Source organism: Pseudarthrobacter defluvii (assembly GCF_030323865.1).
Taxonomy (GTDB): domain Bacteria; phylum Actinomycetota; class Actinomycetes; order Actinomycetales; family Micrococcaceae; genus Arthrobacter; species Arthrobacter sedimenti.
In genome coordinates this window covers 4,028,606-4,045,810 of sequence record NZ_CP066362.1, presented here as the reverse complement: position 1 = coordinate 4,045,810, position 17,205 = coordinate 4,028,606, and the positions used below count along the sequence as shown (strand labels likewise).

14 protein-coding genes are annotated in these 17,205 nt (G+C 66.5%); 10 read left to right on the top strand and 4 right to left on the bottom strand.

Features of this window, described 5'->3' with window-relative positions; all coding sequences use genetic code 11:
- Nucleotides 1-2 precede the first annotated feature (2 nt).
- The 4 genes from JCQ34_RS18765 to JCQ34_RS18750 all read left to right on the top strand — a co-directional run bounded on the left by JCQ34_RS18765 (nucleotide 3) and on the right by JCQ34_RS18750 (nucleotide 6,129).
- Nucleotides 3-992, top strand: coding sequence for an ABC transporter permease (locus JCQ34_RS18765; RefSeq protein WP_286400356.1), 990 nt, complete (start codon nucleotides 3-5; stop codon nucleotides 990-992).
- A complete protein-coding gene (locus JCQ34_RS18760; RefSeq protein ID WP_286400354.1) occupies nucleotides 989-3,184 on the top strand; it encodes an ABC transporter ATP-binding protein in 2,196 nt (731 codons plus the stop codon). The genes JCQ34_RS18765 and JCQ34_RS18760 overlap by 4 nt, the downstream gene beginning before the upstream one ends.
- Before the next feature lie 49 nt (nucleotides 3,185-3,233).
- Nucleotides 3,234-4,952, top strand: a complete 1,719-nt coding sequence (locus tag JCQ34_RS18755) for an ABC transporter family substrate-binding protein (RefSeq protein ID WP_286400352.1) — start codon at nucleotides 3,234-3,236, stop codon at nucleotides 4,950-4,952.
- Between the two features lie 103 nt (nucleotides 4,953-5,055).
- On the top strand, nucleotides 5,056-6,129 hold the full coding sequence (locus JCQ34_RS18750) for a Gfo/Idh/MocA family protein (protein WP_286400351.1): 1,074 nt from the start codon (nucleotides 5,056-5,058) through the stop codon (nucleotides 6,127-6,129).
- Nucleotides 6,130-6,302: 173 nt separating this feature from the next.
- On the opposite strand, the gene ald is transcribed toward JCQ34_RS18750, so the two are convergent.
- Entirely contained in the window at nucleotides 6,303-7,421 is a 1,119-nt protein-coding gene (gene ald / locus JCQ34_RS18745; RefSeq protein WP_286400350.1) for an alanine dehydrogenase, read from the bottom strand.
- 234 nt (nucleotides 7,422-7,655) lie between these two features.
- On the opposite strand from ald, the gene JCQ34_RS18740 reads away from it, so the two are divergent.
- Nucleotides 7,656-8,876, top strand: coding sequence for a PucR family transcriptional regulator (locus JCQ34_RS18740; protein WP_286400349.1), 1,221 nt, complete (start codon nucleotides 7,656-7,658; stop codon nucleotides 8,874-8,876).
- Here JCQ34_RS18740 and JCQ34_RS18735 read toward each other — a convergent pair.
- Genes JCQ34_RS18735 through ptsP form a run of 3 tightly spaced genes read right to left on the bottom strand, consistent with a single transcriptional unit; the run spans nucleotide 8,839 to nucleotide 11,844 of the window.
- Nucleotides 8,839-9,669: an alpha/beta fold hydrolase gene (locus tag JCQ34_RS18735; protein ID WP_286400347.1), complete on the bottom strand. Its 831-nt coding sequence runs from the start codon at nucleotides 9,667-9,669 to the stop codon at nucleotides 8,839-8,841. The two genes, JCQ34_RS18740 and JCQ34_RS18735, sit on opposite strands and share 38 nt — an antisense overlap.
- Complete coding sequence (locus JCQ34_RS18730) at nucleotides 9,669-10,106, bottom strand: helix-turn-helix domain-containing protein (protein WP_286400346.1); 438 nt, start codon at nucleotides 10,104-10,106, stop codon at nucleotides 9,669-9,671. Before JCQ34_RS18730 ends, JCQ34_RS18735 begins: the two co-directional genes overlap by 1 nt.
- A gap of 52 nt (nucleotides 10,107-10,158) precedes the next feature.
- Complete coding sequence (gene ptsP / locus JCQ34_RS18725; RefSeq protein WP_286400344.1) at nucleotides 10,159-11,844, bottom strand: phosphoenolpyruvate--protein phosphotransferase; 1,686 nt, start codon at nucleotides 11,842-11,844, stop codon at nucleotides 10,159-10,161.
- 162 nt (nucleotides 11,845-12,006) lie between these two features.
- Here ptsP and JCQ34_RS18720 point away from each other — a divergent pair, with 162 nt between their 5' ends.
- The 5 genes from JCQ34_RS18720 to JCQ34_RS18700 all read left to right on the top strand — a co-directional run bounded on the left by JCQ34_RS18720 (nucleotide 12,007) and on the right by JCQ34_RS18700 (nucleotide 17,198).
- Nucleotides 12,007-12,735 carry a TetR/AcrR family transcriptional regulator gene (locus JCQ34_RS18720; protein ID WP_159629673.1) on the top strand — a complete coding sequence of 243 codons (729 nt, stop codon included), beginning with the start codon at nucleotides 12,007-12,009 and terminating at the stop codon, nucleotides 12,733-12,735.
- Between the two features lie 87 nt (nucleotides 12,736-12,822).
- Complete coding sequence (locus JCQ34_RS18715) at nucleotides 12,823-14,937, top strand: PTS mannitol transporter subunit IICBA (RefSeq protein WP_286400341.1); 2,115 nt, start codon at nucleotides 12,823-12,825, stop codon at nucleotides 14,935-14,937.
- Entirely contained in the window at nucleotides 14,937-16,100 is a 1,164-nt protein-coding gene (locus JCQ34_RS18710; protein WP_286400340.1) for a mannitol-1-phosphate 5-dehydrogenase, read from the top strand. The genes JCQ34_RS18715 and JCQ34_RS18710 overlap by 1 nt, the downstream gene beginning before the upstream one ends.
- Before the next feature lie 124 nt (nucleotides 16,101-16,224).
- On the top strand, nucleotides 16,225-16,716 hold the full coding sequence (locus JCQ34_RS18705) for a GNAT family N-acetyltransferase (RefSeq protein ID WP_286404674.1): 492 nt from the start codon (nucleotides 16,225-16,227) through the stop codon (nucleotides 16,714-16,716).
- A gap of 41 nt (nucleotides 16,717-16,757) precedes the next feature.
- Complete coding sequence (locus JCQ34_RS18700) at nucleotides 16,758-17,198, top strand: MarR family winged helix-turn-helix transcriptional regulator (RefSeq protein ID WP_286400339.1); 441 nt, start codon at nucleotides 16,758-16,760, stop codon at nucleotides 17,196-17,198.
- Nucleotides 17,199-17,205 lie beyond the last annotated feature (7 nt).

Genomic DNA, 17,205 nt, shown 5'->3' with positions numbered 1-17,205 from the left:
CCATGACCAACCTCAATGCCGTCGACCTGGCAGCCGAAGCGCAGGATGCGCACCTGGAAAGCGCCGACGTCGTCATCGGCAAAAACACCATCATCTTCCGCCGGTTCCTGCGCAATAAGACGGCAGTGGCGGGCCTGGCCATCTTCCTGGCCCTGACCGTTTTCTCGTTCATCGGCGGATTCTTCACGCAGTGGGACAAGGAAACGATCGACCCCTTCAACATCGGGATGCCGCCGTCGGCCGACCACTACCTCGGCACGTCGCAAGCGGGCATCGACCTCTATGCCATGACCGTCGAGGGCACCAGGATTTCCATCCTAATCGGCCTGGTGGTGGGCCTGGTCTCGGTCCTGGTTGCCGCGGTCTACGGCTGCACCATGGCCTATTTCGGCGGCAAGGTGGACAAGGTGATGCTGTTCATCCTGGAAGCGCTGATCATGATGCCGGCGCTCCTGGTGGTGGCAGTTGCCACCAGCGGCGGAGGCGCAGGCCTTAAGCGCGACCTTCCCTCGTGGCTACTGCTCATCATCGTCCTGCTGGTGTTCAGCTGGATGGGTACCGCCCGCCTGATCCGCTCCATGTCCATGTCGCTGATGCAGCGGGACTTCGTCAAGGCCGCCCAGTACATGGGCGTCCCGCCGCGCCGTATCGTCTGGCGCCACCTGGTGCCGAACATCGGCTCGCTGCTGATCCTGGACATCACCCGCGGCGTCACCGCCGCAATCCTTGCCGAGGTGGCGTTCTCCTTCATCGGCATCGGCATCAAGGTCCCGGACGTGAGCCTCGGCGTGCTGATCGGCGCCGCAACCTCGCAGGTGCAAACCTTCCCGTGGATGTTCTGGGTTCCGCTCGCCGTCATGTTCCTGCTGACCGGATCCCTGGCCATGATGAACGACGGCCTGCGAGACGCCTTTGACCCCAGCTCCAGTTCCACCGGCAAGGCCAAGAAGGCCAGGGCCCGTAAAATCACGGCGGAGAAGAAGACGGCATGAGCAGCGAAACCACCACCGGAGCCACCCAGCCAGCACGGTCCGACGTCGAGCGGCTGCACATGGCAGGACTGCATGCCCCCACCGACGCGGTGCTGTCGGTCCGCGACCTCAACGTCCGTTTCAATTCCGAGAACGGCGTGGTCCACGCAGTCCGGGGCGTCGACTTTGACCTGATGCCCGGAAAGACACTCGGGATCGTGGGTGAATCGGGCTCCGGCAAATCCGTTACCTCCCTGGCCATCATGGGACTCCTCCCGCCAACGGCAGAGGTCTCCGGGTCCGTCCGGCTCAAGGGCCGCGAACTGCTGGGGCTCAGCGACAAGGACATGTGCCAGTACCGCGGCAATGACCTGGCGATGGTCTTCCAGGACCCGCTGTCCTCCCTCACGCCGGTGTTCACCGTCGGCACCCAGATCATCGAAGCGCTCACCATCCACCACCCCACCATGAGCAGGAAAGCCAAGGAAGCCCGCGCCGTCGAACTCCTGGCCATGGTGGGCATCCCCAGTCCCAAGGAACGGCTGAAAGCCTTCCCGCACGAGTTTTCCGGCGGCATGCGCCAGCGCGTCATGATCGCCATCGCCATCGCCAACAACCCGCGCGTCCTGATCGCCGACGAGCCCACCACGGCCCTGGACGTCACCATCCAGGCACAGGTCCTCGAAGTGCTGCACACCGCGCAGGAGGAGACCGGGGCCGCCGTCGTCATGATCACGCACGACCTCGGCGTGGTGGCCGGGATGGCGGACGACATCATGGTCATGTATGCGGGCAAGCCCGTGGAGACCGGCGCTGTGGACGATATCTACTACAACCCCCGGATGCCCTACACCCTGGGCCTGCTGGGCGCCGTCCCGCGCGTGGACGCTGCCGAGAAGACCTCGCTGGTTCCCATCGCAGGCATGCCGCCGAATCTCCTGCACCCGCCCACCGGTTGCTCGTTCGCCCCCCGCTGCCCCCTGGTATCGGACGCCTGCCTCGAGGGCGAGCCCGCCCTGGCACCCGTCGACGGCCAGGGACACCGGGCCGCGTGCATCAAGTCCGAGGCCCTGGGCGGCGACGTGGACGTCCACGACGTGTTCGCCGCGCCGCCGGTGCCGGTGTCGCGCTTCGATGCGATTCCCCGGGCGGAGCGGACCACCGTGCTGGAACTCAAGGACGTGAGGAAGCACTTCCCACTGAACAGGGGCGCCCTGATCAAGCGCAGGATCGGAACCGTCAAGGCGGTGGACGGCCTCAGCTTCGACGTCCGCGAAGGCGAGTGCTTCTCCATCGTGGGCGAGTCGGGGTCAGGAAAGACCACCACGCTGCTGGAAATCATGGAGTTCCATCCGGACCAGGACGGCGAGGTGGTGATCGGCGGCCTCAGCAACAAGCAGGCGGCCGACGCAAAGACCAAGGGAAAGATGCGCCGCGAGCTCCAGATGGTGTTCCAGGACCCCACCGGGGCCCTGGACCCGCGGTTCACGGTGTACGAGGTCCTTGCCGAGCCGCTGCAGAACGCGGGCATGGACCGCGCCGCCATCAGGAAGCGGATCATGGAGTTGATGAAGCTCGTGGGGCTGCAGCCGGACCACGTCAACCGCTTCCCCAACCAGTTCTCCGGCGGCCAGCGGCAGCGAATCGGGATCGCCCGCGCCCTGGCCGTGAACCCCAAGCTGGTGGTCCTGGACGAGCCGGTGTCGGCCCTGGACGTATCCGTCCAGGCAGGTGTCATCAACCTCCTGGACCACCTGCGCGCCGAACTCGGCCTGAGCTACCTGCTGGTGGCTCACGACCTTTCCGTGGTGCGCCACATTTCCAACCGCGTGGCCGTCATGTACCTCGGGAAGATCGTGGAGATCGGGGCCGTGGACAGGGTGTTCGACAACCCCCGCCACCCCTACACGCGCGCGCTCCTGTCGGCCATCCCCGTGCCGGACCCGCAGCTGGAACGCACCCGCGAACGCATCATCCTCCAGGGCGACCTGCCCTCGCCGCTGCAGGCACCCAAGGGCTGCAATTTCGCCACCCGTTGTCCTGTCTTCGCGGCGCTGCCGGCGGCCAAACAGGAAAAGTGCCTCACCCTCGAACCACCGCTGGAAGCCGCGGCATCCGCCACGGACCAGCAGTTCGCCTGCTTCTTCCCGGACGGGGAACTGGATGAGGACATGTTGGTGGTCCATGAACCGGCGGACCACCATGCACCCTGAGACTTCTCGACCCACACGCTCCACCACTCGCACCTATGAAGGGAAAACCATGAGGAAACTGAACAGGATCGGCGGAGCTGCAGCGGTTGCTGCGGCACTGGCGCTGACCGCTTGCGGCGGCGGTGGCGGTGCCAGCGGCCCCGAAACCGCGAAGGGACAGGACTCGGGCAGCGACCTGTCCAAGCTGATCAGCATCAACGAGAAGCCGGCTGCCGATCTTCAGCAGGGCGGCAAGGTCACCCTGCCGCTGGGCAACATCGGCCCCGACTTCAACGGGTTCTCCAACAACGGCAACAGCGCGGACAACTCTGCGCTTCAGGTGCCCATGAACCCGGTGGGAATGAACAGCGGCGGCATCGGCGGCTGCTGGAAGGTGGACTTCAAGGGCAAGGTCACCCCCAACACGGATTTCTGCGAGTCGGTGGACAGCGAGGTCAAGGACGGCAAGCAGACCATCACCATCAAGGTGAACCCCAAGGCCACCTACAACGACGGCACGCCCATTGACGTCAAGGCCTTCAAGAACACCTGGAACATCCTCAAGAGCCCGGATGCCGGCTACGACATCGTCAGCTCCGGCGCCTACGAGTTCGTTGATTCGGTCGAGGCAGGCAGCAACGACAAGGAAGTCATCGTCAAGACCAGCCGCCCGGTCTTCCCGGTGGACTCGCTCTTCTTCGGTCTCATCCACCCCGCCGTCAACACCCCTGAGATCTTCAACGAGGGCTACAACGGCAACCTGCACCCCGAGTGGATGGCCGGCCCCTTCAAGCTGGACCAGTACGACACCGCCGCCAAGACCGTCACCTTGGTGCCGAACGACAAGTGGTGGGGCCAGAAGCCCGTCCTGTCCAACGTGACCTTCCGCCAGCTGGAAACCAGCGCCCAGATCGCCGCGTTCAAGAACGGCGAGATTGACGCCATGAACGCCAACACCATCTCCCTCTACAAGCAGCTGGACGGCACCAAGGACACCGACATCCGCCGCGGCCAGCGGCTGTTCGCGGGCGGCCTGAACCTGAACGCCCAGCGCATTACCGATGTCAACGTCCGCAAGGCAATCTTCGCCGCCGTGGACCGCGAAGCCCTGCGCAAGGTCCGGTTCAACGGCCTCAACTGGGAAGAGCCCAGCTCCGGTTCCATGATGCTGCTGCCTTTCTCCGAGTACTACCAGGACAACTACCCCGTCAAGGAAACCGGCCCGGACGCCGCCAAGAAGGTCCTCACCGACGCCGGCTACACCGCCAATGCCAACGGCGTCATGGAGAAGGACGGAAAGCCCGCCGCCTTCAAGATCAGCAACTTCGGTGACGATCCCACCACCCTGGCTGTGGCGCAGACCCTGCAGAAGCAGCTCCAGGCCGGCGGCATGGACGTCGGGATTGACCAGCGCGCCTCCGCCGACTTCGGCAAGGTCCTGGGCAGCCGCGAGTTCGACCTGAGCATCTCCGGCTACACCGTTGGCCCGGACGCCACCGACGCTGTCAAGCAGTACTACGACTCCAAGGTCAACGAGAACAAGCTGGGCGACGCCGAGCTGGACAAGAAGATCGCCGACCTCGCCTCCATCGAGGACAACGCCGCCCGCAACAAGGCAGCCATGGACGTGGAAAAGGAGCACATGGCCAAGTACTACTCCATGGGCGTGGTCTTCAACGGCCCGCAGATCTCCTTCGTCCGCAAGGGCCTGGCCAACTACGGACCGTCCCTGTTCCAGAGCCTTTCCCAGGTTCCGGACTGGACCACCATCGGCTGGGAAAAGAAGTAAGCACCACTTCGGCGGCGCCAGCCGCTAGCGTAGAAGCCGGCATCCCTGGGAACCAGGGATGCCGGCTTCTTTATGCCTGCGGCAGCGGCGGTAGCGTAGTTCCATGACCGGTACCGAAGGCGAACCCCGCACCATCCGCACCGCCGTCGTCGGCTATGGGCTTGCCGGCAGCGTGTTCCACGCGCCGTTGCTGGCCACCAACGCCAGCTACTCGCTGGACGCCGTTGCAACGTCCGACGCCGGGCGGCAGGCGGCTGCCTCCTCCCGGCTTCCGGGGGTGGAGGTGGTGCGCGACGGCGCCGCCGTCCTTGAGCGGGCAGCGGACCTTGACCTTGTGGTGCTGGCAACGCCGCCAATGACCCACTACCCCCTGGCCAAGGCTGCGCTGGAGGCCGGCCTGGACGTGGTGGTGGACAAGCCGTTCGCAGTCACCAGCGCCCAGGGGCAGGAACTGGTTGACCTCGCCCGGCAACTTGGCCGCGTGCTGACGGTGTTCCACAACCGCAGGTGGGACGGCGACTTCCTCACCCTGCAAAAGCTGCTGGCCGTCCAGGGCGTGGGCGAGGTGACCAGGTTCGAGTCGAGCTTCGAGCGCTGGTCACCCACCATCGGTAAGGCCTGGAAAGCCCGCGCAACGGCTGCCGACGGGGGCGGGACGCTGTTCGATCTCGGCAGCCACCTGATTGACCAGGCAATCCAGCTGTTTGGTCCGGCCACCGTGCTGCACGCGGAGCTGACGGCGCGGCGCTCCGACGAAAGGGCGGACGATGACGTCTTCCTGGTCCTGCGGCACCACTCCGGCGTTGTCAGCCACCTGGCCATGAACATGCTGTGCGCCCAGCAGGGACCGCGCTTCCGGGTGCTCGGCTCCATTGGCGGCTTCACCAAGCACGGCGTGGACCCGCAGGAACCCTACATCGCCGCCGGCGGCAGTCCCCTGGACGCTGAGTACGGCGTCGAGGCAGCGGAGTGGGCCGGCCTCCTGGGCCGCGACGGCCATCTGGACCCGCTCCCCACCGAACGGGGAAATTACCCTGAGTTCTACCGCCTGCTGGCAGAAAAGATCCTGGACGGCGGAGCAGAGTCACCCCTTCCCCTCCCAGTAAATCCAGAGGACGCGGTGGAGGTCCTAAAGATTATTGAAGTTGCCCGCAAGCTCGCCTCGACGAACGTCTGATACGCCGAACGCCGGACGACAGGCATCCGGCAGCGTGCGTCAAAGCGACGAAGTGGGCCCACACCGGCAGGGTTCCCTGGCCGAGCTTGCGAGGCGAGGGGGCCGGTGGGGAGCAGCACGCAGAGGATGTCTGTCGTCCGGCGCAGCGGACGAGCAGGGGTCAGCAGAGGGGACTAGGCGGAAACGAGCTCGTGCCAGTCGGCGACGAGGGGCAGGCCGTGGGCCTCGGACACGGAGTGGTGTGCCACGTGGCCGGCGGCGATGTTGAGGCCGGCGGCCAGGGCGGGGTCGCGGTCAAAGGCGGCCTTGACGCCCAGGTTGGCCAGGGACACGGCGTAGCGCAGGGTGACGTTGGTCAGCGCGTAGGTGGAGGTGTTGGGCACGGCGCCGGGCATGTTGGCCACGCAGTAGAAGATGGTCTCGTGCACCTTGTACGTCGGCTCCTGGTGCGTGGTGGGGTGCGTGTCCTCGAAGCAGCCGCCCTGGTCCACGGCGATGTCCACCAGGACCGAGCCGGGCTTCATGCGGGCCACGAGGTCGTTGGTGACCAGCTTGGGGGCCTTGGCGCCGGGGATCAGCACTGAACCAATCACCAGGTCGGCGTCCACCACTGACTTTTCGATCTCGTACTTGTTGGACGCAACGGTCTTCAGCCGGCCCTGGTACTGGGCGTCCAGCTCGCGGAGGCGGTTGATGTTGATGTCCAGGATGGTGACGTCGGCGCCGAGGCCCAGGGCCATGGCTGCGGCGTTGGTGCCGGCCACGCCGGCGCCCAGGACAACCACCTTGGCGGGGCGGACTCCGGGCACGCCGCCCATCAGGACGCCCTTGCCGCCGGCCGGGGCCATCAGGGAGGTGGCGCCCACCTGGACGGACAGGCGGCCTGCAACCTCGGACATGGGGGCCAGCAGCGGGAGGGAGCGGCCCTCCTGGACGGTCTCGTAGGCGATGGCGGTGACGCCGGAGTTGATGAGCTCCTTGGTGAGCTCCGGCTCGGCGGCCAGGTGCAGGTAGGTGAAGAGGATCAGGCCCTTGCGGAAGCGGTGGTACTCGGACTTGATGGGTTCCTTGACCTTCATCACCATGTCGGCGCGGGCCCAGACGTCATCGGCTTCGTTGACGATCTCGGCGCCGGCGATTGAGTATTCCTCGTCGGTGATGCCCGAGCCCAGGCCGGCGCCGCGCTCCACCAGGACGGTGTGGCCATGCGTGAGGAACTCGTGGACGCCTGCCGCGGTGATGGCCACGCGGAATTCGTTGTTCTTGATTTCTTTGGGGACGCCGATGATCATCGTCTGCTCCAGTTTTTAGGGCCGGTGGGCCGGAAATGCGGAAGGTTTTTCGTGTTCCAACGATAAATCCCGCTGTGAGCCAGGCGACATGAGCTGCTTGGGACCTGACCGCCAGGCACCGCGTATTTCCGCGGTTTTCTCCAACTTCAGCTCGACATGTGTCGAGTCCTGAAGCGTCAGGTGTCGCCTCGTGTCCGTTCGTCCGCAGGGCCGCCGGGGCAGTACTGTTGGCCCATGCAGCAGCAGGGTGTGGAACAGCTCGTCGAACAGGTGGCGCAGAAGCTGGGCCGGGGCCTGTCCCTCGAGGACCTGGACGGCCTGCTGCTTGCCTACAGCTCCAACCAGTCCCATGCCGACCGGGTGCGGGTCAACTTCCTGCTGAGCAAGAAGGTCCCGGCGGACGTGAGCGCGTGGCAGCTCTCGCACGGTATCGCCACCGCCGTGCGGCCCGTCGTGGTTCCCGCCAACCCGGACCTGGGCATGCTGGGCCGTGTCTGCGTCCCGCTGATGGTCCGGGGTTTCCGCGTGGGGTACCTGTGGGTACAGCAGGACTCGGCGGAGGAAAGCCCGACGGCGATCCTCACCCAGCTGCCGGGCGTCAACCACGAGCTGGAGCTGCTGTCCGGCCTCCTCCTCGACTCCAATACCGCCGAATCCGAATTCCGCCGCAGCCGTGAGCGTGAGTTCCTGCTGGCCTGTTCGGGAGAACCCAACGCGGTGGCGGCAGTGGCAGGCTGGAAGGAAGTCCAGGGCCGCGGGCCGTGGCAGATGGTCACGGTACTGGACGCCGACGGCTGGGCCAGCGGCCCGGACCCCATCGCCTCGACCCTAATCCACCGGTCCACCGCCCTCCAGGCAACGGTGGGCATGGACGCCGCCCTCTTCAGTGCCGGCACGGAGACCCATTCCGTGGTGCTGTTCCGCGAATCGACCGGCCGCGCCAACCACGCCCAGGTCCTGGTGCACTACCAGCTGGAGCTGGCCAAGCGCTCCGGCCGCCCGGTCCACCGGATCATCCTGGGCATCAGCGAGGGCTTCGCCAGGACCAGGCAGCTCGCGGAGGCATACCGGCAATCCAGGGTGGCGGCCCAGGCGGCGGCGGTGGATCCGCAGTTGGGCGAGCTGGTGGATTGCAGGTCCACTGGCGTGTACCAGCTGCTCGCATCGGCCGGGGGAGGGGTGGGGGCCTGGGCGGATTCCTGGTCGGTCTACTTCCGAATGCTCGAGGACCACGACCGCAACGGCGAGCTCATCCCCGTGCTGGAGCTGCTCTACGACAACGACGGATCAGTCCAGGACGTGGCTGGCAAGCTCCACCTGCACCGGAGCAGTATCTATAACAGGCTGGGCCGGATCCGCCAGCTGTTGGGCGTGGACCCCCTGAAGGGGCTTCCCCGGCTGGAACTGCACGCCGCGCTCAAGATGCGCCGGTGGGCGGCACGGCCCAGGATCTGATCGCGGCCGCCACCTCCCGCGGGCGCAGGTGCTGTGCCACGTGCCCTGCCCGGGCAATTTCCACGAAGCTTCCCTGCGGCACCACCTGTGAGAGCCGGAGCGACCAGTCGGCGCCGGCCACTTGGTCATGGTTGCCGCGCAGCACCAGGACGGGGACGTTGACTCCTGCCAGCCGTGACTCGGTGGGGTAAGACATCATCACGGGGAGCTCGGTGAAGTACCAGCGGGGGCCGCAGCGGAAGTAGTCCGAGAAAACCAGCCAGTTGGAGGACGCGTTTTCGCGGAGCAGCGCATCAAGGAACAAGGCCAGGCCCTGCCGCCGGACGCTGCGGTGCCGCGAGTCCACCACCGGGCCCATCAACACCACCCGTTGCGCCTGCCCCGGAGCGTACAGCGCAGCCTCGATGGCGAACTGCACGCCCATGGAATGCCCCACCAGGATGTACGGGCCGATACCGCTCGCCTTCAGCGCCTGCGCGATGAAGGCTCCGTAGTCCGCTGCGGACAGCTGCCTGCCGGGCTTGGGGGTTGCGGCAAAGCCTGGAAGGTCCAGCGAATAGGTGGGGGCGACGGCGGCAAGCTCACCGTGCAGCCGACGCAGGTAGCGGTGCGATACACCGATGCCGTGGATCAGGATGTAGGCGGGTGCTGCCGGGCGGGCCGCAGCATCCGGACCCGGGGCAGGAGTTCCGTCAGCCCAAAGGATGCGCCCCGTGAAACCGTTCGCTTCCACGTCGGCTGAGCGAAGCGCACCGTCCTTCCGCCCTCGCGCCCACGCCGATGGGGTACGCACTATTCCTCCGTGCCGGCGTCGTCCCCGGCGTCTTTGCCTGGCTTGCGCTTCTGTTCGGCATGCTTTTGTTCCGCAAGCTTCTGCTTTTCGAGCCAGGTCATGATGTCGGCCGTCCTGATGCGGCGGTGTGAGCCGCGGTATTCCACCGGTATCTCGCCCCGGTCCGTCATGTTGCGCAGGTAGGTGTGCGAGATCCCTGCCAGCTCGGCGGCCTGCGAGGTGGTGAGCATTTCCTCCACGCTGCTTACCGTCACCGTTTCACCGCGGCTGAGCCGTGCAAGGAGGTCGACGACGGCGTCCCTCGCCTCCCCGGGGAGGCGGTGGACGGTCCCGTCCACGAACACGGTGATGTCATTGCTGTCCTTAAGGGCGCGCGTGAGGCTGCGCGCGTCGCCGGCGGGCAGGCCGGCCGTGACGCGGGGGGCTATCAGTGCCATGCACGTAGCCTATCCCGGCCGCAGCCGGCCTGCCGGAGACGTGGAGGAGGCGTCAGAGCCCCAGTTCCTCCAGGACCGGCAGCTTCTCCCGGACCCAGGCCCGTGCCTCGGTGGCGCTCGGCGCGGACAGGGCCAGCTTGGCCAGTTCCTGCGCCTCGGACAGGGTGACCGTCTTCAGGACCGCTGCCACGGCGGCCAGCGACCGGGCCGTCATGGAGAGGGTGGTGACGCCAAGGCCGGTGAGGACGACGGCGAGGGCGGGATCGGCTGCGGCCTCACCACAGACGCCCACGGGCTTGTTGTGGCCTTCCGCCCGGGAGCCTTCGACGGTCAGTCCAACGAGGCGCAGGACCGCTGGCTGCCACGGGGTGTTCAGGTTGGCCAGCGGGCCGAGCTGGCGGTCGGCGGCCATGGCGTACTGGGTGAGGTCGTTGGTGCCCAGGCTGGCGAACCCGACTTCGCGGAGGATGGCTTCTGCGGTGAGGGCCGCGGATGGAACCTCCACCATTACGCCTGGCGTCTTGATGCCGGCGTCGGCGCACATGGAAGCGAAGCGGGCAGCCTCTTCCGCCGTTGAAATCATGGGGGCCATGACCCAGACGTCTGCCTGGGACTGCTGCTGGGCCAGGGCGATGGCCTCCAGCTGACGGTCCAGCACGCCGGGGGTGGTGAAGTCGGTGCGGTAGCCGCGGACGCCCAAGGCAGGGTTGGGCTCGGTGGAGTCGGTCAGGAAGGGCAGCGGCTTGTCGGCGCCGGCGTCCAGCGTCCGCAGGACCACCTTCTTGCCGGGGAAGGCGTCGAAGACGCTCTTGTAGGCTGCGGCCTGTTCCTCGACGCTGGGTTCGGTGTCCCGTTCCAGGAAGCAGAATTCGGTGCGGAAGAGCCCCACGCCCTGGGCTCCCAGCTTGGCGGCTGCTTCAGCGTCCTTGCCGCCGCCCACATTGGCCAGCAGCGGCACTTCGTGGCCGTCCGCCGTCGCGCCCGTGCCGGTGAACTCGGCCAGGAGGGAGGCCGTGGCGGCCCACGCTTCCGCCGTGGCGCGGAGGGTCTCGTCCGGTTCCGCAGTGATGCTGCCGGCCGCGCCGTCCACGTACACCTCGGTGCCGTCCGGAAGTTCGTCAACGCCCACGGCGGCCACCACGGCCGGCAGGCCGAGGGAGCGGGCGATGATGGCGGTGTGGGACTGCGGGCCGCCGCCCGCGGTGACGAGTGCCAGTACCTTGTTGGGGTCAAGCGTCGCGGTGTCCGCGGGGGCCAGGTCCTCTGCCACCAGGACGAACGGGGTGTTGGAGGCGGGGATGCCGGGCGCGGGCACGCCCCGCAGCTCGGCGACGATCCGGGCGCGCACATCCAGGACGTCCGTGGCGCGTTCGGCCATGTAGCCCCCCAGGTTGTGCAGCATTTCCGACACGGAGGAGCCGGATTCCCAAATGGCGCGTTCGGCAGAGACGCCGCGGGCCACCAGCTTGGCGGCGCCCTTGATCAGCATGGTGTCCTTGGCCATCAGGGCCGTCGCCTCCAGGACGGCCTTGCCGTCACCGGTGGCGTGGGCGGCACGGTCCTTCAGTTCGTCGTGCACGGCCTGCGACGCTGCCTTCAGCGCCGCGGTGGCTTCTTCGGCAGTGGTGCCCGGGGCCAGCTGTTCACCGGCGGGAGGCTCGCTGATCGGCTTGGGCATCTGCCGGATGGCACCGATGACGCGGCCTGGGCTGACGCCTACTCCTGGGAAGTTCTGCACTGAAGGTCCTCATTCTCTGCCGGTAGACAGGCCCGCCAAGTGCTCCGGCGCCGTGCCGGGTCCGGCCGGAGGACTGCTACGTCCAGGGGCAGGAAACGTGCCTGAAAAAATTGTATGTGATTCAGTTCATATAGCAACGCTATAGGTGCTAGGGTAGCGGTTATGAGTTTGGATGGCCAGCTTCCCCCCAAAATGCGGCTGCTTCGTGCTGCCGCGGAACTGCTGGCAAATTCCGCGGGAGCTCCGGTCTCCACCCGCCAGATCACCCAGCTGGCAGGGGTTTCGGCTCCCACGCTGTACCACCACTTCGGTGACAAGGAAGGTCTGTTTGACGCCGTCGTCGCCGCAGGGTTTGAAGAATATGTCGCGGGCGAAAGGGATTTCGCCCCCTCCGGACAGCCGCTTGAGGACATCCGGAGAATGTGGGACAACCATGTCCAGTTCGGACTCAACCAGCCCGAGCTGTACCTGGTGATGTTCGGCAACATCCGCCCGGAAAGCCGGCCTGCCATTGTGGCGGACGCCGAAGCGCTGATGGAGGAGATGCTGAACAAGGCAGCGGCGGCGGGCCAGCTGAACGTCCAGCCCAGGGAAGCGGCCAGGTCCATCCTGGCGGCCAACGTGGGCGTGACGCTCATGCTGATTGCGGAGCCCGCCACCGAACGCAACCTTGAATTGTCCACCATGACCCGGGACGCCATGATCTTTGCGGTGTCCGCCGAGCCCGCCAGCGGGCCGGCCCCGGGCGGCACCGGAAAGTCCTCGGTGGTGGTGGCAGCGATCGCCCTGAACGCCGCACTTCAGGCTTCGCACTCTGACCAGCTTTCCAGCTCGGAACTCAAGCTCTTCCTCGAATGGCTCCACCGGATCTCCACCAGCCCGGCAGGTTAGCCCCACAAACCGGTAATACCCAGCAGTACGTCGTCGTAATCATCGGACCATCCTGCGGAGCAGCAGGAATGACGGTTAGGAAATCACATGGCAACAGAGACAGTTGCAAAACCCCGCACCAGCGCGCGCGTGCACGTCCAAAAGTTCGGGACATTCCTGTCCGGCATGATCATGCCCAACATCGGTGCGTTCATCGCCTGGGGCATCATCACCGCCCTCTTCATCGAGAAGGGGTGGCTGCCCGTTCCGCAACTGGGTGGTTTCGGTGAGACCGACGGGAAGCCGAACATCGGCCTGGTAGGCCCCATGATCACCTACCTCCTGCCGCTGCTGATCGGCTACACCGGCGGCAAGATGGTCTACGACGTCCGCGGCGGCGTGGTGGGCGCCATCGGCACCATGGGCGTGATCGTGGGGGCCGGCATCCCGATGTTCATCGGCGCCATGATCATGGGCCCCCTGGGCGGCTGGACCATGAAGAAGATTGACTCGATCTGGGACGGCAAGATCCGGCCCGGCTTCGAGATGCTGGTGAACAACTTCTCCGCCGGCATCTGGGGCGCCCTGTTGGCGTTGCTGGGGTTCTACGGCATATCGCCCCTGGTCACCGCCTTCAGCACCGCCGCGGGCAACTTCGTCCAGTTCCTGGTGCACAACGGCCTCCTGCCGCTGACCAGCATCTTCATCGAACCGGCCAAGGTCCTGTTCCTCAACAACGCCATCAACCACGGCGTGCTCACCCCGCTGGGCGTGCAGCAGTCGCTGGAGCAGGGCAAGTCCATCCTGTTCCTGCTGGAAGCCAACCCCGGCCCCGGCCTGGGCCTCCTGCTCGCGTACACATTCTTCGGCCGCGGCGCCGCCAAGGCATCGGCTCCCGGCGCAGCCATCATCCAGTTCCTCGGCGGCATCCACGAGATCTACTTCCCGTACGTCCTGATGCGGCCGCTGCTGATCCTGGGTACCATCGCGGGCGGCATGACCGGCATCGCCACCCTTGCCGTCACGAACTCCGGCCTGGTGGCGCCTGCCGCCCCTGGCTCCATTTTCGCCGTGCTGGCGCAGACCTCCCGCGACAGCTACTTCGGCGTGATCCTCTCCGTAGTGCTCGCCGCGGCCGTCTCCTTCCTGGTGTCCTCGGTCATCCTGAAGACCACCAAGCACAGCGATGAGGCAGACCTGGGCGATGCCACCGCCCGCATGGAGGAAATGAAGGGCAAGAAGAGCTCCGTGTCCTCCCATCTGACCGGTGCCGGTGCCGGAACCGCTGCTGGCGCAGCGGCAGGCCGCGGCGGAGTGGGCGTCCTGGCGGGTCCCGTGCGGAACATCGTGTTCGCGTGCGACGCCGGCATGGGCTCCAGTGCCATGGGCGCCTCGGTGCTGCGGAACAAGATCAAGGCGGCCGGCTTCCCGGACGTCAAGGTCACCAACGCCTCCATTGCCAACCTCAGCGACACCTACGACGTTGTGGTCACCCACCAGGACCTGACCGAACGCGCCAAACCGGTCACCTCCAGCGCCATGCACTACTCGGTGGACAACTTCATGAACAGCCCCCGTTACGACGAGATCGTTGACCTGGTCCGCGAGAGCAATACTGAAGGTGCTGCGGCGACCGAGGGGCCGGACGCGGGAGCAGGTACGCCCGGCGGTGCCTCCGCCTCCGGGCCCGCAACGGCGGCCGCGGCCGGCGCCGGCACCACCCACGGTGCACACGCCGCCGACGCCCCGGTCGACGCAGCCCCTGCCGCCGGTGCCTCCGCCAACGGCTCCGCGGACATCCTGGCCCGCGAAAGCGTCATTCTGACCGGAACGGCCACCACCCGCGACGCCGCCATCGACGAGGCCGGCCGGTTGCTGCTGGCCCGCGGGGCCGTGGACGAGGGCTACATAGCTGCCATGCACGAACGCGAGGAATCGGTGTCCACCTACATGGGCAGCTTCCTGGCCATCCCGCACGGCACCAACGCCGCCAAGGACCACATCCGCAAGTCGGCAGTGTCCGTCATCCGCTACCCGGAGGGCATCGACTGGAACGGCAAGCAGGTGAAGTTCGTGGTGGGCGTGGCCGGCATCAACAACGAGCACCTGCACATCCTGTCCTCCATCGCCAAGGTCTTCACCAACAAGGAGCAGGTGGCCCGCCTGGAGGCCGCCACCTCACAGGATGAAATCCTGGACCTCTTCGGAAAGGTCAACGCATAGTGAAGGCAGTACATTTTGGTGCCGGCAACATCGGCCGCGGCTTCGTGGGCCTGCTCCTGCACGATGCCAGCTATGAAGTGGTGTTCGCTGACGTCGCCGAGGAACTGATCAACCGGCTCAAGGAGGCGGACAGCTACGCGGTGCACGAGGTGGGGGAGAACTCCGCCGTGCGCACCGTGGACAACTTCCGTGCCCTGAACTCCAACGCCCAGGAAACGGAACTGGTCCAGGAAATCTCGACGGCGGACATCGTCACCACCGCGGTGGGTCCGCACATCCTGAAGTTCGTGGCGCCGGTGATCGCCAAGGGCATCGTTGCGCGGGAGCCGGGCCTGGCACCGCTGCAGGTGATGGCCTGCGAGAACGCCATCAACGCCACGGACATCCTGGCCAAGGAGGTGGCCTCCCAGCCGGGCGTCACCGCCGCGGTGCTGGACGGGAAGGCGGTGTTCGCCAACACGGCCGTGGACCGGATCGTGCCCAACCAGGAGGCCGGGCAGGGCCTGGACGTCACCGTGGAGACCTTCTACGAGTGGGTCATCGACCGCACCGCCTTCGGTGATTCCGCACCCGTGATCCCCGGTGCCACGTTCGTGGACGACCTTTCGCCTTACATCGAGCGGAAGCTGTTCACCGTGAACACCGGGCACGCCTCTGCTGCCTACTTCGGATTCGAAGCAGGCCTGGAGAAAATCTCCGACGCCATGGCGGACCAGGACGTGGCCGAGGACGTGCGCGCGGTGCTGGAGGAAACCAAGCAGCTGCTGGTGGCCAAGCACGGGTTCAGCAACGACGAACAGGAGGCATATGTCCAGAAAATCCTGGTCAGGTTCTCCAACCCGTACCTGCCGGACACGGTCAACCGGGTGGGCCGGGCTCCGCTGCGGAAGCTAAGCAGGCACGAACGGTTCATCGGCCCTGCCGCGGAACTTGCCGAACGCGGCGTTGTGCCGGAGGCCCTGCTGGGCGCGATTGCGGCCGCGCTGCGGTTCAACGATCCCGCCGATGCGGAAGCCACCGAGCTGGCGTCCATCCTGGGATCCGCCAGCCCCGCCGATGCCACCGCCAGGATCACGGGGCTTGAGCCGGAGCACCCGCTGTTCAACGCCGTGGCCACCCTCGTGGAGGAGCGGCAGGCGGAGATGGCCCGCACCCCCGCCTGACCTGGTCCGCCTTTCGGACTGACCGACGTACTGCACAAACCACGACGCCGGCACTTTCAAAAGTGCCGGCGTCGTGGTTTTGCTGTGCCAAGCTGGGCGGGTGACTTCCAAACAAGCTGCTGCTTTGTTCACTGCCGACGTCGACGGCGGGACGTTCCGCCTCCGCCACGCCACCCGGGCAGACCTGCCTGCCCTGGTCCGGTTGCTGGCGGACGACGCCCTGGGTGCGGGCCGCGAAACCGCCGGGGACCTGGAACCGTATGAGCAGGCTTTCGACGCGATCGACGCCGATCCCGCCCACCTGCTGGCGGTGGGCGAGCTGGTGCGTTCGGGCCAGGAGACGGGATCGATCGTTGCCACCTTCCAGCTGAGTTTCCTCCCCGGCATCTCCCGGCAGGGAGCCTGGCGCTCGCAGCTTGAGGGCGTCCGGGTGGCGGCGTCCCTTCGGGGGCAGGGCATCGGCAAGCTGATGGTGGGATGGGCTGTCCAGGAGTCCCGAAGCCGTGGCTGCCAGCTGATGCAGCTGACCACCCACAAGAGCCGCACGGCGGCCCACCGGTTCTATGAGCAGCTGAGCTTCGAGGCCAGCCACGTCGGGATGAAGTTGACACTCTAGGCCTTGACCGTTAGGTACCCTAAATGTTAGGCTACCTAACGATGAATACGAACGATGCCCAGCTGCAGGAGCTTGCCAGCGGGTTCCGCGAAGCCCTCCGCCACAGTATCTACCTGGTTCGGCGCCTGGACGCTGACGGTGAACTCAGCGCCGCCCAGCTCAGCACCCTCAAGATGATGCTCGGCGAAGGCCAGCGTGTGGGCGAGATCGCCCGAAACCTCGGAGTCCGCGTGCCCAGCGCCACTGAACAGATCATCAAGCTTGAGCGCGCGGGCCTGGCCCGCCGCGAGCCGGACCCGGCGGACTCCCGTGCGGTCCGCGTGATCCTGACTGAGGAAGGCCGCGCCGCCGTCGACTCCGCCAACAAGCGCCGCAACCAGGTGATGGCCGAAATCCTCAGCACCCTCACCGATCAGGACCGTAAGGCCCTGGCCGAAGCCCTGCCGGTCATCGACAAGATCAACGCATCCCTCCAGAACTGAACCGATT